The organism is Pseudomonas sp. WS 5079 (genome assembly GCF_012985465.1).
Lineage (GTDB): Bacteria > Pseudomonadota > Gammaproteobacteria > Pseudomonadales > Pseudomonadaceae > Aquipseudomonas.
On sequence record NZ_JAAQWN010000003.1, the window covers coordinates 271,086 to 292,385 of the forward strand.

22 protein-coding genes are annotated in these 21,300 nt (G+C 61.8%); 3 read left to right on the forward strand and 19 right to left on the reverse strand.

The window, feature by feature from the left end; all coding sequences use genetic code 11:
- Positions 1-68 precede the first annotated feature (68 nt).
- From HBO05_RS09970 to ubiE, 9 genes are all read right to left on the reverse strand, one after another.
- Positions 69-776: a 16S rRNA (uracil(1498)-N(3))-methyltransferase gene (locus HBO05_RS09970; protein WP_172312510.1), complete on the reverse strand. Its 708-nt coding sequence runs from the start codon at positions 774-776 to the stop codon at positions 69-71.
- Entirely contained in the window at positions 773-1,564 is a 792-nt protein-coding gene (gene tatC, locus HBO05_RS09975; protein ID WP_170058129.1) for a twin-arginine translocase subunit TatC, read from the reverse strand. Before tatC ends, HBO05_RS09970 begins: the two co-directional genes overlap by 4 nt.
- Entirely contained in the window at positions 1,561-1,968 is a 408-nt protein-coding gene (gene tatB / locus HBO05_RS09980; protein ID WP_172312512.1) for a Sec-independent protein translocase protein TatB, read from the reverse strand. The genes tatC and tatB overlap by 4 nt, the downstream gene beginning before the upstream one ends.
- A gap of 10 nt (positions 1,969-1,978) precedes the next feature.
- Positions 1,979-2,257 (reverse strand): twin-arginine translocase TatA/TatE family subunit, encoded by a 279-nt coding sequence (locus HBO05_RS09985; RefSeq protein WP_170042383.1) that lies wholly within the window; start codon positions 2,255-2,257, stop codon positions 1,979-1,981.
- Positions 2,258-2,284: 27 nt separating this feature from the next.
- Entirely contained in the window at positions 2,285-2,617 is a 333-nt protein-coding gene (locus tag HBO05_RS09990; protein ID WP_029295998.1) for a phosphoribosyl-ATP diphosphatase, read from the reverse strand.
- A gap of 2 nt (positions 2,618-2,619) precedes the next feature.
- Entirely contained in the window at positions 2,620-3,012 is a 393-nt protein-coding gene (gene hisI / locus HBO05_RS09995; RefSeq protein ID WP_169952418.1) for a phosphoribosyl-AMP cyclohydrolase, read from the reverse strand.
- A 64-nt stretch (positions 3,013-3,076) separates the two neighbouring features.
- A complete protein-coding gene (gene ubiB / locus HBO05_RS10000) occupies positions 3,077-4,681 on the reverse strand; it encodes a ubiquinone biosynthesis regulatory protein kinase UbiB (RefSeq protein WP_169952416.1) in 1,605 nt (534 codons plus the stop codon).
- The gene (locus tag HBO05_RS10005; protein ID WP_172312514.1) at positions 4,678-5,301 is read right to left on the reverse strand and encodes an SCP2 sterol-binding domain-containing protein; all 624 of its coding nucleotides are present in this window, start codon (positions 5,299-5,301) and stop codon (positions 4,678-4,680) included. Before HBO05_RS10005 ends, ubiB begins: the two co-directional genes overlap by 4 nt.
- Complete coding sequence (gene ubiE / locus HBO05_RS10010; RefSeq protein ID WP_003209306.1) at positions 5,301-6,071, reverse strand: bifunctional demethylmenaquinone methyltransferase/2-methoxy-6-polyprenyl-1,4-benzoquinol methylase UbiE; 771 nt, start codon at positions 6,069-6,071, stop codon at positions 5,301-5,303. Before ubiE ends, HBO05_RS10005 begins: the two co-directional genes overlap by 1 nt.
- A 155-nt stretch (positions 6,072-6,226) precedes the next feature.
- On the opposite strand from ubiE, the gene HBO05_RS10015 reads away from it, so the two are divergent.
- The 3 genes from HBO05_RS10015 to HBO05_RS10025 all read left to right on the forward strand — a co-directional run bounded on the left by HBO05_RS10015 (position 6,227) and on the right by HBO05_RS10025 (position 8,034).
- Positions 6,227-6,502, forward strand: a complete 276-nt coding sequence (locus tag HBO05_RS10015; protein ID WP_032862236.1) for a polyhydroxyalkanoic acid system family protein — start codon at positions 6,227-6,229, stop codon at positions 6,500-6,502.
- Between the two features lie 138 nt (positions 6,503-6,640).
- Positions 6,641-7,063: a phasin family protein gene (locus HBO05_RS10020; protein WP_076961706.1), complete on the forward strand. Its 423-nt coding sequence runs from the start codon at positions 6,641-6,643 to the stop codon at positions 7,061-7,063.
- A gap of 11 nt (positions 7,064-7,074) precedes the next feature.
- Entirely contained in the window at positions 7,075-8,034 is a 960-nt protein-coding gene (locus HBO05_RS10025; protein WP_169952412.1) for a phasin family protein, read from the forward strand.
- Positions 8,035-8,218: 184 nt separating this feature from the next.
- On the opposite strand, the gene HBO05_RS10030 is transcribed toward HBO05_RS10025, so the two are convergent.
- The 10 genes from HBO05_RS10030 to HBO05_RS10075 all read right to left on the reverse strand — a co-directional run bounded on the left by HBO05_RS10030 (position 8,219) and on the right by HBO05_RS10075 (position 21,199).
- Complete coding sequence (locus HBO05_RS10030) at positions 8,219-8,839, reverse strand: TetR/AcrR family transcriptional regulator (RefSeq protein WP_169952410.1); 621 nt, start codon at positions 8,837-8,839, stop codon at positions 8,219-8,221.
- Positions 8,840-8,866: 27 nt separating this feature from the next.
- Positions 8,867-10,549, reverse strand: a complete 1,683-nt coding sequence (phaC, locus tag HBO05_RS10035; RefSeq protein ID WP_172312516.1) for a class II poly(R)-hydroxyalkanoic acid synthase — start codon at positions 10,547-10,549, stop codon at positions 8,867-8,869.
- 102 nt (positions 10,550-10,651) lie between these two features.
- Complete coding sequence (gene phaZ, locus HBO05_RS10040) at positions 10,652-11,509, reverse strand: poly(3-hydroxyalkanoate) depolymerase (RefSeq protein WP_172312518.1); 858 nt, start codon at positions 11,507-11,509, stop codon at positions 10,652-10,654.
- Between the two features lie 194 nt (positions 11,510-11,703).
- Positions 11,704-13,383 carry a class II poly(R)-hydroxyalkanoic acid synthase gene (phaC, locus tag HBO05_RS10045; protein ID WP_169952406.1) on the reverse strand — a complete coding sequence of 560 codons (1,680 nt, stop codon included), beginning with the start codon at positions 13,381-13,383 and terminating at the stop codon, positions 11,704-11,706.
- Between the two features lie 250 nt (positions 13,384-13,633).
- Positions 13,634-14,011: a DUF971 domain-containing protein gene (locus tag HBO05_RS10050; RefSeq protein ID WP_169952404.1), complete on the reverse strand. Its 378-nt coding sequence runs from the start codon at positions 14,009-14,011 to the stop codon at positions 13,634-13,636.
- A 162-nt stretch (positions 14,012-14,173) separates the two neighbouring features.
- Positions 14,174-15,511 (reverse strand): ATP-dependent protease ATPase subunit HslU, encoded by a 1,338-nt coding sequence (hslU, locus tag HBO05_RS10055; RefSeq protein WP_169952401.1) that lies wholly within the window; start codon positions 15,509-15,511, stop codon positions 14,174-14,176.
- A 38-nt stretch (positions 15,512-15,549) separates the two neighbouring features.
- Positions 15,550-16,080, reverse strand: a complete 531-nt coding sequence (gene hslV, locus HBO05_RS10060; RefSeq protein WP_017738857.1) for an ATP-dependent protease subunit HslV — start codon at positions 16,078-16,080, stop codon at positions 15,550-15,552.
- Positions 16,081-16,335: 255 nt separating this feature from the next.
- Positions 16,336-17,037: an SPOR domain-containing protein gene (locus HBO05_RS10065; RefSeq protein ID WP_029296044.1), complete on the reverse strand. Its 702-nt coding sequence runs from the start codon at positions 17,035-17,037 to the stop codon at positions 16,336-16,338.
- A 1-nt stretch (position 17,038) separates the two neighbouring features.
- Complete coding sequence (gene argS, locus HBO05_RS10070; RefSeq protein ID WP_169952399.1) at positions 17,039-18,775, reverse strand: arginine--tRNA ligase; 1,737 nt, start codon at positions 18,773-18,775, stop codon at positions 17,039-17,041.
- Between the two features lie 204 nt (positions 18,776-18,979).
- Positions 18,980-21,199: a primosomal protein N' gene (locus HBO05_RS10075; protein WP_169952397.1), complete on the reverse strand. Its 2,220-nt coding sequence runs from the start codon at positions 21,197-21,199 to the stop codon at positions 18,980-18,982.
- Positions 21,200-21,300 lie beyond the last annotated feature (101 nt).

The window sequence follows — 21,300 nt, forward strand, 5'->3', positions numbered from 1 at the left end:
TGAGGGTATCGGCATGCGAGCGGGATTCTGTAGCGGCACAAAGCCCCGTGGTGTTTGGAGGGGCGGGGTTAGAAGAGGCGGGCGAGCAGGGCGGTCACGGCAGTTTCTACGCGCAGGATCCGCGCGCCCAGTTGCACCGGCTGCAAGCCGGCCTTGGCCAGCAAGTCCACTTCATAGGGAATCCAGCCACCTTCGGGGCCGATGGCCAGGGTCACCGGTTCATCCAGGCCGCGTGGGCAGGCCGGGTAATCGCCGGGATGCCCGACCAGGCCCAGGGTGTCCTGGGCCAGGGCCGGCAGGCGGTCTTCAACGAAGGGCTTGAAGCGTTTTTCGATGACGATCTCGGGCAGCACCGTATCCCGCGCCTGTTCCAGGCCGAGGATCAGTTGCTCGCGGATGGCTTCGGGCTCCAGGAACGGGGTCTGCCAGAAACTTTTCTCGACCCGATAACTGTTGACCAGCACCACCCGTGGCACACCCATGGACGCCACGGTCTGCAACACCCGACGGAGCATTTTCGGGCGTGGCAAGGCCAGCAGCAGGGTCAGTGGCAGCTTGGCCGGTGGCGGCTGGTCGAGGCTGATTTGCAGCTCGGCCTCGCCCGCTTCCAGGCGCAGCAACTGTGCATTGCCCATCAAGCCGCCAATGCGCCCCACGCGCAGGCTGTCGCCGACCGCGGCGCGATGCACTTCTTGCATGTGCACCAGGCGCCGGTCACGCAGCACGACCCGGTCGGCCGCGATAAAGTCGGCCTCTTCAAGCAGCAACAGGTTCACGGTTGGGTCGCTGGCGGCTGGTCGTCATCGGCGGGTTGGTCATCCGGGTGTTCGCCGCGCTTGCTTATCAGGCTGCCAAACAAGATGCCAATTTCAAACAGCATCCACATCGGCACGGCCAGCAAGGTTTGCGAGAAGATATCCGGCGGAGTCAGGATCATGCCGACCACGAAGCAGCCGATGATCACGTACGGGCGAATCTTGCGCAGGTACTTCACGTCGACCACGCCGATCCACACCAGCAGCACCACCGCCACCGGGATCTCGAAGGCCACGCCGAAGGCGAAGAACAGCGTCATCACGAAGTCGAGGTAACTGGTGATGTCGGTCATCATTTCCACACCGGCCGGGGTAGCGGCGGCGAAGAACTTGAAGATCAGTGGGAACACCAGGAAGTAGGCGAACGCCATGCCGGTGTAGAACAGCATGATGCTCGACACCAACAGCGGCACCGCGATGCGTTTTTCATGCTTGTACAGGCCCGGTGCGATAAAGCCCCAGATCTGGTGCAGGATCACCGGGATCGCCAAGAACAGCGACACCATCATCGTCAACTTGAGCGGCGTGAGGAACGGCGAGGACACGTCGGTGGCGATCATCGTCGCGCCCACCGGCAGGTACTCGCGCAGTGGCGTGGAGACGAAGGTGTAGATCTGCTGGGTAAAGGCAAACAGCCCGGCAAAGATCACGAAGATCGCCGCGACACACCGCAGCAGGCGGGTGCGCAACTCGGTGAGGTGCGAGACCAGCGGCATATGCTGGTCGTTTTCCGGTTTATCAGCGCTCATGGGGCTCGCGGCGGCAATGTAGGGTCGTGGGGAGCGGGCGACGCGGTAGGCGTCGGCGCAGGCTCTGCTGGGGGAGCGGGCGTGGCGATCGGGGGCGTCTCGGCCACCGGCGCAATGCTCTGCTCGGGCACCGGCTCAACCGGTGTCGGCGCCTGTTGCTGGGGCGCGAGGATTTTGCGCGCTTCCTGCTCCAGGGACAGAATGTGTTCGTTGTGCAGTTGCCGGCGAATCTCGTCGGCGCCGATTTCCCGTTCAACTTCCTGTTTGATGGCGTTGAAACTGCGTTTCAGGCGCCCGACCCACAGGCCGGCCGTGCGCGCGGCGCCGGGCAGGCGTTCAGGCCCCAGCACCAGCAGGGCAACGAGGCCGACGAGCAGCAGTTCAGAGAAGCTGATACCAAACATTAGTCAGTGCTCACGAGTCTTTGCGGGACGGCTCTTCGACTTTCTCGGCCTGTACGTCGAAGGTGCGACGCTCGGTGATCGGCTGTGCCGCCTGCGGGTGTACAGGTTGCGCCGGTGGAACCGGGGTGGCGCCGGTATCGGCCGGTTTTTCGTCGTCGTTCATGGCCTTGCGAAAGCCCTTGATGGATTCGCCGACATCAGTGCCCAGGTTCTTCAGTTTCTTGGTACCGAACACCAGGACGACCACTACGAGAATGACGATCCAGTGTTTCCAGTCAAAAATGCCCATGCTGCAATTCCTCAGTCAGAAAGTTATTCAGGCGGACGGGCGCGAGGCCTTTTCGGCGTGCCCGGACAAGCCGAAGCGACGGTCCAGTTCATCCAGCACGGCCTGTGGGTGCTGCCCCAGTTGGGCGAGCATGACCAGGCTATGGAACCACAAGTCAGCGGTCTCATAGATGACATCGCTGTAATCGCCGCTGATTTCGGCATCCTTGGCGGCGATGATGGTCTCGACGGATTCTTCGCCGAGTTTTTCCAGAATCTTGTTCAGGCCCTTGTGGTACAGGCTGGCGACATAGGAGCTGTCGGCGTCCGCACCTTTGCGGTCCTCCAGCACCTGGGCCACACGGTTCAGGGTATCGCTCATGTTCAATGTCCTGCCGAGTAAATGGCGTGCGGGTCTTTGAGCACCGGCTCGACGGTTTTCCACGCGCCGTTCTCGAACACTCGGTAGAAGCAGCTGTGGCGGCCGGTATGACAGGCGATGTCGCCGACTTGCTCGACCATCAGCACGATCACGTCGGCGTCGCAGTCCAGGCGCATTTCGTGCAGCTTTTGTACATGCCCGGACTCTTCGCCCTTGCGCCACAGTTTGCCACGGGAACGTGACCAGTAGATGGCACGCTGCTCGGCGGCAGTCAGGCTCAGGGCCTCGCGGTTCATCCAGGCCATCATCAGGATGCGCCCGGTCTTGTGGTCCTGGGCAATGGCCGGCACCAGGCCGTCACTGTCCCATTTGATCTCGTCCAGCCAGTCTTTCATCTTCGACTCCGACAGCCGTGCGCGACCCGCCCCGGCAATGTGCAACAGTGTATAACCGGTCGGCCTATCGACGCACGACCAGATAAAGACCCACGGCGACCATGATCCCGGCCGGCCAATGGCCCAGCTCGTTCAACGGCCCACCGGCTGCGAGCACCGCGCCACCGCCCAGGTGCGCCGCGCCCAGCAGGCGCAGGAACCAGTCGTCCTTGCGCTGGTGCCACGGCGGCGCCGGGTCCTTGGCGTGGGGCTGGGACATGCGCTCGAGCAGGTCGCGGGTCATGTTGGCCAGGTGCGGTAGCTGCTCGACCTGGCTTTGCAGGTTGCCCAGCAGGGTTTTCGGGCTGACGCGCTCGCGCATCCAGCGTTCGAGGAACGGTTGCGCGGTGTTCCACAGGTCCAGGTCCGGGTACAGCTGGCGGCCCAGGCCTTCGATATTGAGCAGGGTCTTTTGCAGCAGCACCAGTTGCGGCTGCACTTCCATATTGAAGCGTCGCGCGGTCTGGAACAGGCGCATCAGTACCTGGCCGAATGAAATATCTTTTAACGGTTTTTCGAAGATCGGCTCGCACACGGTGCGGATTGCTGCCTCGAACTCATTGAGCTTGGTTTCGGCCGGCACCCAGCCCGAATCGATGTGCAATTGCGCCACGCGCCGGTAGTCACGCTTGAAGAAGGCAAACAGGTTGCGCGCCAGGTAGTCCTGGTCCTCGGGGGTGAGGCTGCCGACGATGCCGCAGTCGATCGCGATGTACTGCGGGCTCCATGGATTTACCGTGCTGACGAAGATATTGCCGGGGTGCATGTCGGCGTGGAAGAAGCTGTCGCGAAACACCTGGGTGAAGAAAATCTCCACACCACGCTCGGCGAGCATCTTCATGTCGGTGCGCTGGTCGGCCAGGGTCGCCAGATCCGTGACCTGCACGCCGTAGATGCGCTCCATCACCAGCACCTTTGGCCGGCACCAGTCCCAATAGACCTGCGGCACGTACAGCAGTGGCGAGCCTTCGAAGTTGCGCTTGAGCTGGCTGGCGTTGGCTGCTTCACGCAACAGGTCGAGTTCGTCGTAGATGGTTTTTTCGTAGTCGGCGACCACATCCACCGGGTGCAACAGGCGCGCATCGGCAGAGAAGCGCTCGGCGGCGCGGGCCAGAATGAACAGCCAGGCCAGGTCCTGGCCGATGATCGGCTTGAGGCCAGGGCGGATCACCTTGACCACCACCTCTTCGCCGGTTTTAAGCTGGGCGGCGTGCACCTGGGCAACCGAGGCCGAGGCCAGGGGCTCGACGTCGAAACGGCTGAACACTTCGCTGATTTTCTTGCCCAGCTGTTCTTCGATCAGCTTCATCGACTGCTGTGAGTCGAACGGCGGCACGCGGTCCTGCAACAGCATCAGCTCGTCGGCGATATCCTCGGGCAGCAGGTCCCGACGGGTCGACAGGATCTGCCCGAACTTGATGAAGATCGGCCCCAGGTCCTGCAAGGCCAGGCGCAGGCGTGCGCCACGGCTCAGGTCCAGGGTCTTGCGCGGGAACCAGCGCCACGGCAGCACGTAGCGCACTGCCAGCAACAACCACGGCAGCGGCAGGGCGAACAGCAGGTCATCGAGGCGGTAGCGAATGACGACGCGTTGGATTCGGAACAGACGGCGGACGGCGAGCAGCTTCATGCGTTATCGCTTGGATCAAGGGAGCGGTTCAGGCGCTCGAAGCGCGCCTCAAGCCGTTCCAGGTCGAGTTTGGCCTGGTCGAGTTCACGAAAGCGCGCTTCGGCTTCCCGTTGTCCGACGAGGGTGCGCGATTCTTCGCTCAGGTATTCGGCGAGGTTCTGATTGAGACTGGCGAAACCCTGCTGGTACCAGCGCGAACGGCTGCGCAGGTGCCCGCTGATCAACTGGGTGGCCACCGGGCCGAGCCAGCGCGACAGCTCGTATTCCCAGTCCAGCTCCAAGTCTTGCAGCACGGCGGCCAGGTCCATCAGCACCGCGCTGTCGCCTTCAAGGGTCACCTCGGGGCCGTGCAGGATCGCGGTCTTGTCACGGCTCAAGGCCAGGCGCAGCAGGCTCGCCGCCGGTGCACGCAGGGTGCAGTCGGCATCGGCGGCCCAGTGCGCGGCGAGCATCAGGCCTTCATCGCTGGGCAGGATAAACAGCTGCAAGGCCGGGCTGGTGCAATCGACGGCAATGATCTTGCCGTTCAGGTGCGCCAGCCGTGCCAGGGCGGTGCTGTCCAGGCGCAGGACACGGTTGAGGCCGTGTTCGACACTGGCGAGAAGGCCCGTGAACAACATCAGGGCTTGATGCCGCGATGCAGGGCGACGATACCGGAGGTCATGTTGTGATAGGTCACGCGGTCGAAGCCGGCCTCGACCATCATCGACTTCAGGGTTTCCTGGTTGGGGTGCATGCGGATCGACTCGGCCAGGTAGCGATAGCTCTCGGCATCATTGGTGATCAGCTTGCCCATCAACGGCATGAAGGCGAACGAGTAGGTGTCGTAGACCTTGGACATCAGCGCGTTGGTCGGCTTGGAGAACTCCAGCACCAGCAGGCGACCACCGGGCTTGAGCACCCGCAGCATCGAGCGCAGGGCGTCTTCCTTGTGGGTCACGTTGCGCAGGCCGAAGGCGATGGTCACGCAGTCGAAATGGTTGTCGGGGAATGGCAGCTTTTCAGCGTCGGCCTGGACGAACTCGATATTACCCGCCACGCCCTTGTCCAGTAGGCGATCGCGGCCCACCTTGAGCATCGAGCCGTTGATGTCCGCCAATACCACCTGGCCGGTGGGGCCAACGAGCTTGGAGAACTTGGCGGCCAGGTCGCCGGTGCCACCGGCGATATCCAGCACCCGGTTGCCGGTGCGCACGCCGGACAACTCGATGGTGAAACGTTTCCACAGGCGGTGCATGCCGCCCGACAGCACGTCGTTCATCAGGTCGTACTTGGCGGCCACGGAGTGGAACACTTCAGCGACTTTTTCCGCTTTCTGGCTTTCCGGGACGTTCTTGAAGCCGAAGTGAGTGGTGGGTTCGGCATCGCTGCCTTTGCGCTGATCAGTCATATCGCTGTCACCAAAAGAGAATGGGGGCATTCTAATCCCCAAGGCATGCTTTGTCTTGGCAAGGCTGAAGGTAAGATAGGTGGCCGCCGAGACCTTTTGCCGCATGGCGGGTGAGCAGGGTGCTCAATACGTCTTTATAACGAGGAGTCATTCAAATGGCCCGCATACAGATTGAACGTGCCCACGCACTGGGTAAGGAAGCTGCCAGGGCGAAAGCCGAGAAGTTGGCGCATAAACTCAAGGAACAATATGGCCTGGAGCCATCTTGGTCTGGCGACACGTTGAACCTCAAGCGTTCCGGCGTCAAAGGCACGCTGAAAGTGGCCGAGGATTCGTTAAGGATTGAAGTGGAACTGGGCCTGTTGATGTCGGCCATGAGTGGCACCATCAAGTCCGAAATCGAGAAGGCCCTGGATAAAGCCCTGGCCTGATCTGCGACTGCGCGCCGCATTGGCTGGAGGCTCATTGTGCTGTTCTTAGGGTGCCGATTCTAATTTTTCTCCCTACTTTGTACTCAGCCCTCAACTCCTGTGGGCAGTTCCTCCACCCTTTTATGCGTGAGGTGCACCATGGCCAAAGTTATTTTGAAGAAAAAAATCGACACCCAAATCAGCGCTCTGAGCGACGTTAAAACCTATGCTCGCAAGATCTGGCTGGCGGGTTTGGGGGCTTACGCGAAGGTCGGCAGCGAAGGCAGCGAGTACTTCAAGGAACTCGTTAAGACCGGTCAACATGTTGAAAGCAAAGGCAAAAAAGTTGTGAATGAACAACTTGATGCTGCCAACAGTCAGATTGATTACGTTAAGAGCAATGTCTCCAGCGTCAAAGGTCGCGTCGAAGTGCAACTGGATAAAGTCGAGAAGGCTTTTGACGCGCGTGTTGCAAGTGCCTTGAATCGAATCGGCATTGCGTCTAAACATGACGTGGAGACACTCTCTGCTAAGCTCGATGAGCTAACGGCATTGCTCGAACGTGTCGCGCGTAAACACTAAGGAGACATCGGATGGCTGTTAAAAAGACTACTCAGAAAGAAGGCAGCTCTTGGGTCGGGAAAGTTGAAGAATACTCCCGCAAGATCTGGCTGGCTGGTTTAGGCGTGTACTCGAAGATCGACAGTGACGGCAGCAAACTCTTCGAGACTTTGGTTAAAGACGGCGAGAAGGCCGAGAAGTTGACCAAGAGCACAGTCGGTAAACAAGTAGATGCGGCCAAGGCGAGCGCGAGTTCGGCCAAGTCCCGTATCAGTGATGCGAAAAAGCAGGTACTGGGTACTTGGGGCGAACTTGAAGGTGCACTCGACAAGCGCCTGAACAGTGCTATTTCGCGCCTGGGCGTGCCGAGCCGCAATGAAGTGAAGGCGCTGCACAGCAAGGTCGATACCCTGACCAAGCAAATCGAAAAGCTGACCGGTGCTAAAGTCGCTCCCGTCAAAGCAGCGGCCAAGCCTGCTGCCAAGCCGGCCGCGAAAACGGCTGCGGCCAAACCTGCGGCGAAAACCGCGGCCAAGCCACTGGTCAAGGCCGCGGCCAAGCCAGCCGCTAAACCTGCTGCCAAGCCAGCGGCGAAAACGGCAGCAGCCAAACCTGCCGCCAAGCCTGCTGCCAAGAAGCCAGTAGCGGCTAAAGCTGCTGCAAAACCTGCGGCCAAGCCGGCAGCGAAACCTGCCGCCAAGCCTGTGGCAAAAACGGCTGCGGCCAAGCCGGCTGCCAAGCCAGTGGCAGCAAAACCCGCAGCCAAACCGGCCGCCGCGAAGCCTGCAGCCAAGCCAGCAGCGGCAAAACCTGCGGCAAAGCCAGCAGCGAAAAAGCCGGCCGTAGCCAAGAAACCTGCAACGCCCAAGCCTGCTGTAGCGGCCAAGCCTGCAACCCCGGCACCTGCGACCAACTCGGCCACCGCGCCGACGCCCGCCGCAGCGACCCCGACTGTAACGCCGGCCACCCCGACGCCATCCAGTCAGTCCTGATTTACACGGGACAAATAAAAGCGCCCGGCCTGCAAAGGTCGGGCGTTTTACTGGGTGCTTGCAACAACACATTCCTAATGTGTGTGGGCTTGTGTGGGAGCGGGCTTGCCCGCGATAGCGGTGTATCAGTGCCAGATTTGTTGGCTGACCCACCGCAATCGCGAGCAAGCCCGCTCCCACATTTCTAGTCCGTGTCGTCCAGGTAGCGCAGAGCAAAACGCTCGGTAGCCAACCGCGCCGGCATCAACAGATGCGGCGCCACCAGCATCATCACTTGATACACCGCCACCCGCACCTCGGCCTCACGATCGAGGATGCGTTGGTAATCCAGGGAAAACAGCAGGGTCATGGTGATCTGCTCCACCAACTGCCCCAGTGCCTGGGTATCGCTGACCAACTGCCCTTCGGCCTTGAGCCGCGCCAGCAGCGAAGCCAGGGTGCGCTTGAGCGCGGTCAACAGGTTGCGAATGCCCTTGGCTAGCTTCGGCAAGCGCCCGGCCAGGTTCGACAGGTCCTGGAACAGGAACCGATAGTGCGCCATGCGCTCGACGATCAAGTGCAGGAACAGCCAGTAATCCTCCGGTGCCAGCTGCACATCGGCCGGCGGGTCGAGCAGCGGCGCCAACTCCCCCTGAAAACGCTCGAACAGCCCCAGTACCAGGGGCTCCTTGCCATGGAAGTGGTAATAGAGGTTACCGGGGCTGATCCCCATTTCATTGGCCACCTCCATGGTTGAAACATTTGGCTCGCCCTTATGGTTGAACAACTGCAGGGCACATTCCAGGATCCGGTCGCGGGTTTTCATCCAGTCTTCTTAATCTGATCGTTGAGCTCAGCGCACTCGCACATAGGTGCCCGGCGCCGCTTCCATCGGTGGGTAGTTCTGGTTGCCCAGGGCCGTCAGGGTTTCGCGCTGCACCCCGGAGCGTTGCTGGATCCACTCAAGCCACTGCGGCCACCAACTGCCCTCGATGTGGCTGGCGTCGTAGTACCAGGCGCGGGGGTCGCTGCTCAGCTTGAGGTTCTCGACAAAATTCGCCTTGGGATTGCCCGGCGGGTTGAGGATGCTCTGGATATGCCCGCTGTTGGAGAGCACGAAGCGCTTGTCGCCGCCCAGCAGCAAGGTCGAGCGGTAGACCGCGTCCCACGGCGTGATGTGATCGTTGATTCCGGCCACGCTGAAGCTGTCTACCGTGACTTTCTGCAAGTCGATGGGCGTGCCGCAGACTTCCAGGCCACCGGGGTGGCTCAGTGGGTTGTGCTTGAAAAAATCCAGCAGATCGCCGTGCAAGGCTGCCGGCAGGCGGGTGTTGTCGTTGTTCCAGTACAGGATGTCGAACGCCGGTGGCTCCTTGCCGAGCAGGTAGTTGTTGATCCAGTAATTCCAGATCAGATCGTTGGGGCGCATCCAGGCGAAGACCTTGGCCATGTCGCGGCCATCCAGCACGCCCTGTTGATAGGAGCGGCGCTTGGCCGCTTCCAGGGTCTGTTCGTCGGCAAACAGCATGGCGGGGCTGTCGATCTGGCTGTCCAGCAGGCTCACCAGGTAGGTGGCACTGGCGACCCGCCGTTGTTGGCGCTTGGCTTGCAGATGGCCTTGCAGGGCGGCGATGGTCAGGCCCCCGGCGCAGGCGCCCATCAGGTTCACTTCACGGGCGCTGCTGATCGCCCGGCAGATGTTCAGGGCTTCTTCCAGGGCCGCCACGTAGGTTGACAGGCCCCACTCGCGATGGCGCACGTCCGGGTTGCGCCAACTGACCATAAACACCTGCAGGCCGTTTTTCAGGGCGTACTGCACGAAGCTGTTGGCGGGGCTCAAATCGAAAATGTAGTACTTGTTGATTTGCGGCGGCACCACCAGCAGCGGCTTGGCGTACTGTTTTTCGCTCATGGGCTTGTACTGGATCAGCTCCAGCAGTTCATTGCGAAACACCACCGAGCCAGGCGTGGTGGCCACCGTCTTGCCGACCTCGAAAGCCTGCTTGGTGACCTGGCGCGGCAGGCCGTTGTTGTGCAGCAAGTCATCGAACAGGTTGCTCATGCCACGCACCACGCTGTTGCCGCCGGAGTTGAGCAACTCCTTGATCGCCAGCGGGTTGAGCAGGGTGTTGGACGGCGACACCGCATCGTTGAGCAACGAGAAGGCAAAATGCGCCCGCGCGCGGTCGTCTTCGCTCAGGCTGCTGTCGTCGATCCACTGCCGGGTCTGTTTCTGCCAGCTCAAATAAGCTTGCAGGCTGCGCCGGTACAGGGGGTTGAGGGTCCAGGTGGGGTCGGCGAAGCGGCTGTCGTGGGGGTTGGGTTCGTGCACGGTTTCACCCAGTAGTACCCGGCCCAATTGCCCACCCAATGCCAACGCATGCCGCGCGCTGTGCAGCGGGTTGCGCAAGCCATGGGCGGCGACACTGCGCAGGGTCGACAGCAGATCCCGGCCGCGCAGCCCGGTGATCGCACTTTGTGCATTGATGAACGCGGCGGGTGTAGGCGCCGGGACGTTTACGGGTCGGTCACGCATGGGTCAACACTCCTTCGTCAATTCGCCAACAAGCACGCCAATTCAGAACCATAGTCGGTTCTGGCCAAGTTGCGCGTAGGGGTCGTCCTGACCCGATACCGCTCAGGTGTTGCTATAGGGCGCCGGCTGCGGATGGATCACCGCACGCAGGCGTTCCTCCTGGAGAAACTTCATGATGATCGGTGCCACGGCTTCGGCCCGGGTGATCAGGAACAGATGGCCATCGTCGATGATGTGCAGTTGGGTATTGGGAATGCGCCAGGCCAGCATGCGCATGTTGACCAGCGGGATCAGTGGGTCGTCGTCGCCGGCCAGTACCAGGGTCGGTTGCTTGATCTTGTGCAGCCAGTGAATGCTGGTCCAGCCCAGGCCCGCAAACAGTTGCCAGTAGTAGCCGAGCTTGCCGGCCGAGCGCACCTTGCTCGCGTGTTCGGCGGCCAGTTTCGAGTCGCGGCGGAACGAGCCGCCATAAATCATCGGTGCGATACGCACCACATGGGACGGTTGGATGTAGCGCCGCGGGCTGGCCATCAGCCATAGCACTTTCGGCTTGCCGGGTACCATAAAGGCGCCGGCGGCGGTGGCGGCGAGGATCAGCTTTTTGCAGCGTTCCGGGTAGTCGTAGGCAAACTGCTGCGCCAGGGCGCCGCCCCAGGAAACCCCCACGGCATTGACCTGGCCATAGTCCAGGTAATCGAGCATGCGCGCGGTGAGTTTGGCCAGGCCGGGAAAACGATAGGGGCGGCTGGGTGTCGACGACCCGCCGACGCCGGGTACGTCGAAGGCAATCACTTCCAGGTCCGGGTCCAGAGCCTGGACGAACGGAAACACCAGCTCAAGGTTGGCGCCGATGCCGTTGAAAATCAGCAATGGCGTCAAGTGAGACTTGCCCGGTCGTACCGCCGTGCGGATGGTCTGGCCATCCAGGTCGATGGTACGGAAGATGAACGGTTGCGGCATGCTCAAGCCCTGTGAAGTGTTACTGCTGGAATGCGGCCCATGCGGGAGCAGGTGTGTGTGGGAGCGGGCTTGCCCGCGATGGCATCAACTCGGCCTGACAGATACACCGTGTTGCCTGCATCGCGAGCAAGCCCGCTCCCACCCTGACCGAGTTCCCACATTTGATCTCATTGCAATCACACAAAAGTGTGGCCTTAGCGCTCGTGAACGTATGTGCCTGGCGCAGCCTCTGCTGCTGCGTAGGTCTTGTTACCCAAAATCGTAGGGGACTTCTTGAGCTTGCCTGAACGCTCACCCACCCATCCCTGCCAGTGCAGCCACCACGAGTCGGTATGCTTGGTGGCGTTTTCCTGCCAGTCCAATGCCTTCTCGCCCATGCTCTCGCTGGTCTGGTAACGCGCCTTGGGGTTGCCGGGCGGGTTGAGGATGCTCTGGATATGCCCGCTGCTGGACAGCACGAACTCGACCTTGCCGCCAAACAACTGCGCCGACTTGTAGCAGGACTGCCACGGCGTGATGTGGTCGTTGGTGCCCGCCAGCGAGTAGATGTCGGCTGTCACCTGCTTGAGGTCAATCGGGGTGCCGCACACTTCCAGGGCATTGGCCCGCACCAGCGGGTTGTTTTTGAACAGTTCGATCAGGTCGCCGTGGAAGGCTGCCGGCAGGCGCGTGGTGTCGTTGTTCCAGAACAGGATGTCGAACACCGGCGGCTCATTGCCCAGCAGGTAGTTGTTGACCCAGTAGTTCCAGATCAGGTCATTGGGGCGCATCCAGGCAAACACCTTGGCCATGTCCCGGCCTTCCAGCACGCCGGCCTGATACGAATGGCGCTTGGCCGCTTCCAGGGTCTGTTCGTCGACGAACAGGGCCACCTGGGTGTCGAGGGTGGTGTCCAGCACGCTCACCAGCAAGGTCAGGGCGTTGACCTTCTTCTCGCCCAGCGCCGCGTAGTGGCCCAGCAGCGCGGTGCAGGTGATGCCACCCGAACAGGCGCCGAGCATGTTGATGTCCTTGCTGCCGGTAATCGCCGTGACCACATCGACCGCCTCTTTCAGCGCTTCGATATAGGTCGACAGGCCCCATTCGCGCTGGGCCTTGGTGGGGTTGCGCCAACTGACGATGAAGGTTTGCTGGTTATTGCGCAGGCAGAAACGCGCCAGGCTCTTGTCCGGGCTCAGGTCGAACACATAAAACTTGTTGATCTGCGGCGGCACCACCAGCAGCGGGCGCTCGTACACCTGTTCGGTGATCGGCTTGTACTGGATCAGCTCCAGCACGTCATTGCGAAACACCACCGCGCCTTCGCTGGTGCCCAGGCTCTTGCCCACTTCAAAGGCGCCCATGTTCACCTGGCTCGGCATGCCGCCGTTGTGCACCAGGTCCTTGGCCAGGTGCGAGAGGCCATCGAGCAGGCTCTTGCCACCGGTTTCAAAGAAGCGTTTGACGGCGGCCGGGTTAGCGGCGCTGTTGGTCGGCGCCATGGCCTCGGTCATCAGGTTGATGACGAAGTGGCCGCGGCTGATGTCCTGCTCCGACAGGTTGCTGTCGCCGATCCAGTCGTGCAGCTCCTTGCGCCACGCCAGATAGGTTTGCAGGTAGCGTTTGTAGAGCGGGTTCTGGCTCCACGCCGGGTCGTTGAAGCGACGGTCATCGCTTTCGGGGGCAAGCTCGGACTTGCCGAACACCACATTCTTCAATTCGACGCCAAAGTGGGCGACGTGCTTGACGCTGTGCAGCGGTTGCTTGATGGCCTGGGTCAGCACCATGCGCGCAGAAGCCAGTAAATCCTTTTTCCGTAATGCGATGATCGGGTTGAGCCCCAGGGTGTTTTCCGAGGCCTGGCGTTTCAAGTCATCGTTATTCTTGTTACTCATCTACGACGCTCCATTGTCCGAAAGACGAGTACCGGGTACCGCTGTGCTCCCAATTATCGAGGCACAACACAAGCCTGGTACTGCTGCTCGGGTGACCGTAAATACCGCATCGTCAAATGCAGGGAACTTGCCAATTCCATTGGTTACCCGAGTTTAATTTTTTTCGCAAGCGGGCCAATCTTTGGCCACACGGAGGGGCATTCAAGCAGATGAAATTAGAAAATGCCCACTAATGAGCAAGAGGCTTGAGTTAGAGCATCAGCTTGACGACGGACTGGCTCGGGTCGCGGGTTTTTCCGGCCGCCTTGAGCTCGGCAAGATAATCGGCCCACAGCTCGTCCTGACGTACGGCGAGTTGGTAGAGGTAGTCCCAAGTGAACAGTCCGCTGTCATGACCGTCGTCGAAGGTCAATTTCAGTGCGTACTGCCCGGCAGGTTCGATCTTGGTCAGGCCGACATTCAGCTTGCCAAATTGCAGGATCGGTTTGCCGTGGCCCTGGACCTCGGCGGAAGGCGAGTGGACCCGCAGCAGTTCGGCGCTCAGGTGATAGACCTCGTCGGGACCGTAGGTCAGCGAGAGGGTCTTGGAGGCTTTGTGCAGGTTGATGGCGGTAGGCAGTTTGGTCATTTGGGGAACCGCTCAGAGATGATCCTGAAGGAACCGGCTTTAAAATGTGGGAGCGGGCTTGCTCGCGAATGCGGTGGGTCAGTCACCGTTGCATAAACTGACCCACCGCATTCGCGAGCAAGCCCGCTCCCCCATTAAAGCAGAGCGGTTCCTGCGTAAGGCTTACAGGATATAACGAGACAGGTCTTCGTTCTGCGCCAATTCGCCCAGGTGGCTGTTGACGTAGTCGGCGTCGATCCTGATTGCTACGCCATTCTGCGCGCCCGCCATGTCGCCGGCGCTGAAGGACACTTCCTCAAGCAGGCGCTCAAGCAGGGTGTGCAGGCGACGGGCACCGATGTTCTCGGTCTTCTCGTTGACCTGCCAGGCAATTTCCGCCAGGCGCTTGATGCCATCCGGCAGGAACTCGATCCCCAGGCCTTCGGTTTTGAGCAGCTCGCGGTATTGCTCGGTCAGCGAAGCATGCGGTTCGCTGAGGATGCGTTCGAAGTCGCCCGGCGTCAGGGCCTTGAGCTCCACGCGAATCGGCAGGCGGCCTTGCAGCTCGGGCACCAGGTCGCTGGGCTTGCTCAGGTGGAACGCACCGGAAGCGATAAACAGGATGTGGTCAGTCTTGACCATGCCCAGCTTGGTATTGACCGTGCAGCCTTCGATCAGCGGCAGCAGGTCGCGCTGCACGCCTTCGCGGGATACATCGACGCCACCGGAATTGCCGCGCTTGGCCACCTTGTCGATCTCGTCGATAAACACGATGCCGTGCTGCTCGACCGCTTCCAGGGCCTTGGCCTTGAGCTCTTCCTCGTTGACCAGGCGCCCGGCTTCTTCGTCACGCACCAGCTTGAGCGCGTCCTTGACCTTGAGCTTGCGGTTTTTCTTCTTGCCCTTGCCCATGTTGGCGAACAGGTTTTGCAGCTGGCTGGTCATTTCTTCCATGCCGGGCGGTGCAGAGATGTCGACGCCGGCGCTTTCGGCGACTTCGATCTCGATTTCCTTGTCGTCCAACTGGCCTTCACGCAGGCGCTTGCGGAACAGCTGGCGCGTGTTGGAATCCGAGGCGGGGGCGGCGTCTTCATTGAAGCCCGTGCGTGCCGGTGGCAGCAGGGCGTCGAGGATGCGTTCTTCGGCGGCGTCTTCGGCGCGGTGGCTGACCTTGGTCATTTCCTGTTCGCGCAAAAGTTTCAGGGCGGCGTCGGCCAGATCACGGATGATCGACTCGACGTCGCGGCCCACATAGCCGACTTCGGTGAACTTGGTCGCTTCGACCTTGATGAACGGTGCGTTGGCCAGCTTGGCCAGGCGCCGGGCGATCTCGGTCTTGCCGACACCGGTCGGGCCGATCATCAGGATGTTCTTGGGGGTTACTTCAACGCGCAATTCTTCGGGCAGTTGCATCCGGCGCCAGCGGTTACGCAGGGCGATGGCAACGGCGCGCTTGGCATCGTCCTGGCCGATGATATGGCGATTGAGTTCGTGGACGATTTCGCGGGGAGTCATGGACATAGTGGTGTGTGGTCCTCAAGCAGGAACAAGCCGACGGCTTATTCCGCGAGGTCCTGCTCCTCAATGGTCAGGTTGTGGTTGGTGAACACGCAGATATCGCCGGCGATACCGAGGGCGGTCTCGACGATTTCCCGGGCCGACAGGTCGGTTTTTTTCAGCAGGGCGCTGGCTGCGGCCTGGGCATAGCCACCGCCGGAACCCATGGCGATCAGGCCGTTCTCGGGCTCCACCACGTCACCGTTGCCGGTGATGATCAAGGAGGCGTCTTTGTTGGCGACGGCGAGCATGGCTTCGAGGCGGCTGAGGGAGCGATCGGTGCGCCACTCCTTGGCCAGTTCGACGGCGGCACGCACCAGATGGCCCTGGTGTTTTTCCAGTTGGCCTTCAAAGCGTTCGAATAAGGTAAAGGCGTCAGCGGTGGCACCTGCAAAACCGGCGAGGACCTGGCCGTGGTACAGGCGGCGCACTTTTTTCGCGTTGCCTTTCATCACGGTATTACCAAGGGAAACCTGGCCGTCGCCGCCCATGACGACTTTGCCGTGGCGACGAACTGAAACGATGGTGGTCAAGGGGAGAGTCTCCACGCTGCGGGGCGAAAATGCCCTGATGGAACTCATATGGGGGTGGCGGGGGAGATTTCAACCGTAGGAAGGGTGCGCGGACGAGTGGTGTCTAGCGGGCTGGCACAGGCTCAAGAGCACTATAAAACCAATGTGGGAGCTGGCTTGCCTGCGATCGCGGTGCACCCGTCACTGAAAATATTGACTGATACACCGTCATCGCAGGCAAGCCAGCTCCCACATCTGATCCATGTTGCCTGTGGCTCAACGGCTCTGGCGTTGTTGTAACAACAGGTTGCTAAAGCCCGCACCCGCCAGCTGCTTCTGGGCCACGGTCAGCTGTTCACGATTGCTGAACGGTCCCACCAGCACGCGATACCAGGTCGCTTCCTTCACCGTCCCGGATTCCACCGTCACCGTCTGCCCGAGCAGGATAATCTGCGCCCGCACCCGGTCCGCATCCGCCTGCTTGGGGAACGAGCCCGCCTGCAGGAAGAACTTGGTGACCGGCGCCGCCTTGGTAGTGGCAACCGGTGGTGCCGGCGGCGGGGTAATCCCGGCCAACGCCGCCTGGGCTCGTGCGGTGTCGATCTTGGCTGCTTCCGCCGGGGTTACCGGGGTGGTCGGCACTTGCGGCGTCGGCAGGGTTTTCTCCGGCACGGCGTCTTGCGGCACGATCACTTCCGATTCCGGCAGCAGCGTATAGAAGTCGTATTTCGGCTTCACAGGCGCGGTTGGGCTCGGCGGTGTCTTGTTCGCTTCGGCGATCTTGCTGGCCTTCTGCTGCTCCTGCTTGACCCGCTTGACGTCTTCGCCCTGGCCCGGCTCCAGTTTCATCAGGAACACGATAAACGCACCGACCGACAGGCCGATGGCCAGCCACATCCAGCCCGGGATCGGTTGTTTGGCCGGTGCCTGGTAGCGGCTGGCGCCGCGCTTGGGTGCAGGTTTTTTCTTGGCTGCCAACTTACATACGCTCCAGAGTTTCCAGGCCCAACAGTTCCAGGCCTTGCTTGAGGGTCCGTCCAGCCAGTGCGGCGAGGCGCAGGCGGCTTTGCTTTTGCGTTTCGTCGTCGGCGCTCAGGATCGGGCAGTTCTCGTAGAAGCTGGAGAACAGCCCGGCGACTTCATACAGGTAGGTGCACAAAATGTGCGGCGTACCTTTCTCGCCCACGCTGTTGAGCACTTCGCCGAACTGCGCCAGCTTGGCGGCCAGGTCGTGCTCTTGCGGCGCTTGCAGGATGATCTGGCCGTCGACTTCGCTGAAATCCTTGCCCAGCTTGCGGAACACGCCCGCCACACGGGTGTAGGCATACAGCAGGTACGGCGCGGTGTTGCCTTCGAAGTTGAGCATCAGCTCGAAGTTGAAGCTGTAGTCGCTGGTGCGATGCTTGGACAGGTCGGCGTATTTCACCGCGCCGATGCCCACCACCCGGGCGATATTGCGCAGCTCGGCTTCCGCCAGTTCCGGGTTCTTTTCCTTCACCAGGTTGTAGGCACGCTCCTGGGCTTCGTTCAGCAGGTCGATCAGCTTCACGGTGCCGCCGTCGCGGGTCTTGAACGGGCGGCCATCGGCGCCGTTCATGGTGCCAAAGCCCATGTGTTCCATGTGCATCGGGTGGGTGACGAAACCGGCGCGGCGCGCCACTTCGAACACTTGCTGGAAGTGCAGGGCCTGGCGCTGGTCGACGAAATACAGCGCACGGTCGGCCTTGAGCACGCCGCTGCGGTAGCGCACGGCCGCCAGGTCGGTGGTGGCGTACAGATAGCCGCCGTCGGCCTTGACGATGATCACCGGCAGCGGCTCGCCGTCGGCGGTCTTGAATTCGTCGAGGAACACACACTGGGCGCCGTTACTCTCGACCAGCAGGCCCTTGGCCTTGAGGTCGTTGACCACATTGATCAGGTCGTCGTTGTAGGCACTTTCGCCCATCACGTCGGCCATGGTCAGCTTGACGTTCAGCAGTTCGTAGATTTTCTGGCAGTGGGACAGGGAAATATCGCGGAAACGTGCCCACAGCTCCAGGCATTCCGGGTCGCCGGCCTGCAGCTTGACCACCAGGCCACGGGCGCGGTTGGCGAACTCTTCGGATTCGTCAAAGCGCTTCTTGGCGGCGCGGTAGAAGTTTTCCAGGTCCGACAGCTCGTTGCTGGTGATGGGGTTCTCTTGCAGGTACGCCATCAGCATGCCGAACTGGGTGCCCCAGTCGCCCACGTGGTTCTGGCGGATCACGGTGTCGCCAAGAAACTCCAGGACCCGCGCCACGCCGTCGCCAATGATGGTCGAGCGCAGGTGGCCGACGTGCATTTCCTTGGCCAGGTTGGGGGCCGACAGGTCGATGGCCACGCGCTGCAGGGGGCCGGCCTTGCGCACGCCGATCTTGGCGTCGGCCAGGGCGGCGTCCAGGCGTGAAGCCAGGGCCTGGGTGTTCTGGAAAATATTGATAAAGCCTGGGCCGGCGATTTCGGCCTTGCTGACCTGTGGGTCGGCCGGCAGCGCGGCAATGATTTTTTCCGCGAGGTCGCGCGGTTTCATGCCCGCAGGCTTGGCCAGCATCATTGCGATGTTGCTGGCGAAGTCGCCGTGGGTCTTGTCTCGAGAGTTTTCCACCTGGATCGCCGGCGTCAGGCCTTCAGGCAACACACCTTCGTTGACGAGTTGGGTGAGGGCTTGTTGGATCAACTGGCGAATTGTGTCTTTCATGGTGTTCTCTTTCGACCGCAAGCGGCGGTGCGCGATGCGCAGGTGGAAAAACTGGACATTATCCGGTGCGAGGGCGGGCTTGCCAACCTTCAAGGTCCGTTACTGGACCTGCGGGCCTCATCGCGGGCAAGCCCGTTCCCACATTTTGATGTGTGAATACCGTCAAGTGTGGGAGCCGGCCTGCCTGCGATAGCAATTTATATATCAGTACAAATCCACCGGATCGACATCCAACGACCATCGCACCTGTCGCCCGCTGGGCATTTGCTCCAGCGCAAGTAACCAGCTACTTAATAGCCGATGCAGCGGTGCGCGGGCGGTGGCTTGCAACAGGAGCTGGGCGCGATAACGTCCGGCGCGGCGCTCCATCGGTGCTGGCACAGGGCCCAGCAACTCGATGCCGCTCAGACCCAGCTCACCGAGCAAACGTTCAGCGGCGCTGCATGCCTCGTCCAGGAAACCTTCGGCCTGCCCCGGTTTATGGGCCTCGGCGCGCAACAGCGCAAGGTGCGCAAAGGGCGGCAAGCCGGCGGAGCGACGCTCGCTCAACGCCTGCTCGGCGAAGGCGAAATAGCCTTGTTCTGTCAGTTGAATCAGCAGGGGGTGGTCGGCCAGGTGGGTCTGGATGATCACTTTGCCAGGCTCTTCGGCGCGCCCGGCGCGGCCTGCGACCTGCACGATCAGTTGCGCCATGCGTTCACTGGCGCGAAAGTCCCCGGAGAACAGCCCGCCGTCTGCATCCAGGATCGAGACCAGGGTCACCCGTGGGAAGTGATGGCCTTTAGCAAGCATCTGCGTGCCGACCAGGATGCACGGCTGGCCTTTCTGGATGGTGGCGAACAGCTGGTTCATCGCATCCTTGCGCGACGTACTGTCGCGGTCCACCCGCAGTACCGGGAAGTCCGGAAACAGAATCCCCAGGCGTTCCTCGGCGCGCTCGGTGCCTGCGCCCACGGGACGCAGGTCGACTTTGCCGCATTGCGGGCAGTGGCGCGGGACCCGCTCCACATGGCCGCAGTGATGGCAGCGCAGCTCGCCGGAGCGCTGGTGCACGGTCATGCGCGCATCGCAGCGGTTGCACTCGGACATCCAGCCGCAGTCGTGGCACAGCAGGGTCGGCGCAAAGCCCCGGCGATTGAGGAACACCAGCACTTGCTGGCCGGCCGCCAGGGTCTGGCCGATGGCTTGCTGCATCGGCCCGGAGATGCCGCTGTCCAGTGGCCGGCTTTTCACATCCAGGCGCAGGAAGCGCGGTTGCTTGGCGCCGCCCGCGCGCTCGTTGAGGCGCAGCAGGCCGTAGCGCCCGGTGTAGGCGTTGTGCAGGCTCTCCAGGGAGGGCGTGGCCGAGCCGAGCACAATCGGGATGTTTTCCTGGCGGGCGCGCACCAGGGCCAGGTCGCGGGCGTGGTAGCGCAGGCCTTCCTGCTGTTTATAAGAGCCGTCGTGTTCTTCGTCGATGATGATCAGGCCGGGATTTTTCATCGGCGTGAACAGCGCCGAACGGGTGCCGATAATAATGTCGGCCTCGCCGTCTCGGGCGGCCAGCCAGGATTCCAGGCGTTCGCGGTCGTTGACGGCCGAGTGCACCAGGGCGATCCGCGCATTGAAACGCTGCTCGAAGCGCGCCAGGGTCTGGGGGCCGAGGTTGATCTCGGGGATCAGCACCAGGGCCTGCTTGCCGGCCTCCAGGGTTTCGCGGATCAGTTGCAAATAGACTTCGGTCTTGCCGCTGCCGGTGACGCCGGCCAGCAGGAACGCGTGGAAGCTGTCGGCGCCGGCGCTGATGGCCTCAAACGCGGCGCGTTGTTCCGGGTTCAGTGGCAGTTCCGGTTGTGCCAGCCAGTGCTCGTGGCGCTCGCCGGGGGCGTGGCGGCGGATTTCCACCTGCACCAGGTCCTTGGCCAGCAACAGGTCGAGGCTGTCCTTGCTCAGCATCAGTTTGCTCAGCAACTGGTGAGCCACGCCATGTGGATGCTGCGCCAGAGTGGCCAGGGCCTCGCGCTGGCGCGGGGCGCGGGCGATGCGCGGGTCGTCCAGGCGCGCGCCGGGCGTTATCGACCAGAAGCGCTCCTGGCGGGTCTCGGCCAGCTCGCCCTGGCGCAACAGCACTGGCAACGCCCAGCTCAAGGTGTCGCCCAGGCTGTGCTGGTAATACTGGGAAGTCCACAGGCACAGCTTGAACAGCGACGCCGGCAGTGGCGGCGTGGCGTCCAGGATGGCCAGGGCCGGCTTGAGCTTTTCTGCCGGCACTTCGCTGTGGTCCGCCACTTCGATCAGAATCCCAATCATCTCCCGCCGGCCAAACGGTACGCGCACGCGCATCCCCGGCTGCAACTGCGACCTTACGACACCCGCAGGCGCCCGATAATCGAAGAGGCGGCGCAGGGGCGAGGGCAGGGCGAGGCGCAAAATGGCGTCGGGCACGCGGGAGGTTCTCATATGGCAGACGGTGAAGAAGGGCGCGAGCCTAGCAGACCCGCAGGGGAGTGTCCTGCCACAGTTTCTGATGAAAGGGGGCATGGCGG

Excerpts from the sequence above, each read along its gene's own strand:
- HBO05_RS10030 (WP_169952410.1), bottom strand. The coding sequence starts at position 8,839 with ATGAAAACCCGCGACCGGATCCTGGAATGTGCCCTGCAGTTGTTCAAC.
- hisI (WP_169952418.1), bottom strand. The coding sequence starts at position 3,012 with ATGAAAGACTGGCTGGACGAGATCAAATGGGACAGTGACGGCCTGGTG.
- phaC (WP_172312516.1), bottom strand. The coding sequence starts at position 10,549 with ATGCGTGACCGACCCGTAAACGTCCCGGCGCCTACACCCGCCGCGTTC.
- tatC (WP_170058129.1), bottom strand. The coding sequence starts at position 1,564 with ATGAGCGCTGATAAACCGGAAAACGACCAGCATATGCCGCTGGTCTCG.
- hslU (WP_169952401.1), bottom strand. The coding sequence starts at position 15,511 with ATGTCCATGACTCCCCGCGAAATCGTCCACGAACTCAATCGCCATATC.
- phaC (WP_169952406.1), bottom strand. The coding sequence starts at position 13,383 with ATGAGTAACAAGAATAACGATGACTTGAAACGCCAGGCCTCGGAAAAC.
- ubiE (WP_003209306.1), bottom strand. The coding sequence starts at position 6,071 with ATGACTGATCAGCGCAAAGGCAGCGATGCCGAACCCACCACTCACTTC.
- argS (WP_169952399.1), bottom strand. The coding sequence starts at position 18,775 with ATGAAAGACACAATTCGCCAGTTGATCCAACAAGCCCTCACCCAACTC.
- HBO05_RS10015 (WP_032862236.1), top strand. The coding sequence starts at position 6,227 with ATGGCCCGCATACAGATTGAACGTGCCCACGCACTGGGTAAGGAAGCT.
- ubiB (WP_169952416.1), bottom strand. The coding sequence starts at position 4,681 with ATGAAGCTGCTCGCCGTCCGCCGTCTGTTCCGAATCCAACGCGTCGTC.
- HBO05_RS10025 (WP_169952412.1), top strand. The coding sequence starts at position 7,075 with ATGGCTGTTAAAAAGACTACTCAGAAAGAAGGCAGCTCTTGGGTCGGG.
- tatB (WP_172312512.1), bottom strand. The coding sequence starts at position 1,968 with ATGTTTGGTATCAGCTTCTCTGAACTGCTGCTCGTCGGCCTCGTTGCC.
- HBO05_RS10050 (WP_169952404.1), bottom strand. The coding sequence starts at position 14,011 with ATGACCAAACTGCCTACCGCCATCAACCTGCACAAAGCCTCCAAGACC.
- HBO05_RS09990 (WP_029295998.1), bottom strand. The coding sequence starts at position 2,617 with ATGAGCGATACCCTGAACCGTGTGGCCCAGGTGCTGGAGGACCGCAAA.
- HBO05_RS09985 (WP_170042383.1), bottom strand. The coding sequence starts at position 2,257 with ATGGGCATTTTTGACTGGAAACACTGGATCGTCATTCTCGTAGTGGTC.
- HBO05_RS10020 (WP_076961706.1), top strand. The coding sequence starts at position 6,641 with ATGGCCAAAGTTATTTTGAAGAAAAAAATCGACACCCAAATCAGCGCT.
- phaZ (WP_172312518.1), bottom strand. The coding sequence starts at position 11,509 with ATGCCGCAACCGTTCATCTTCCGTACCATCGACCTGGATGGCCAGACC.
- HBO05_RS10005 (WP_172312514.1), bottom strand. The coding sequence starts at position 5,301 with ATGTTGTTCACGGGCCTTCTCGCCAGTGTCGAACACGGCCTCAACCGT.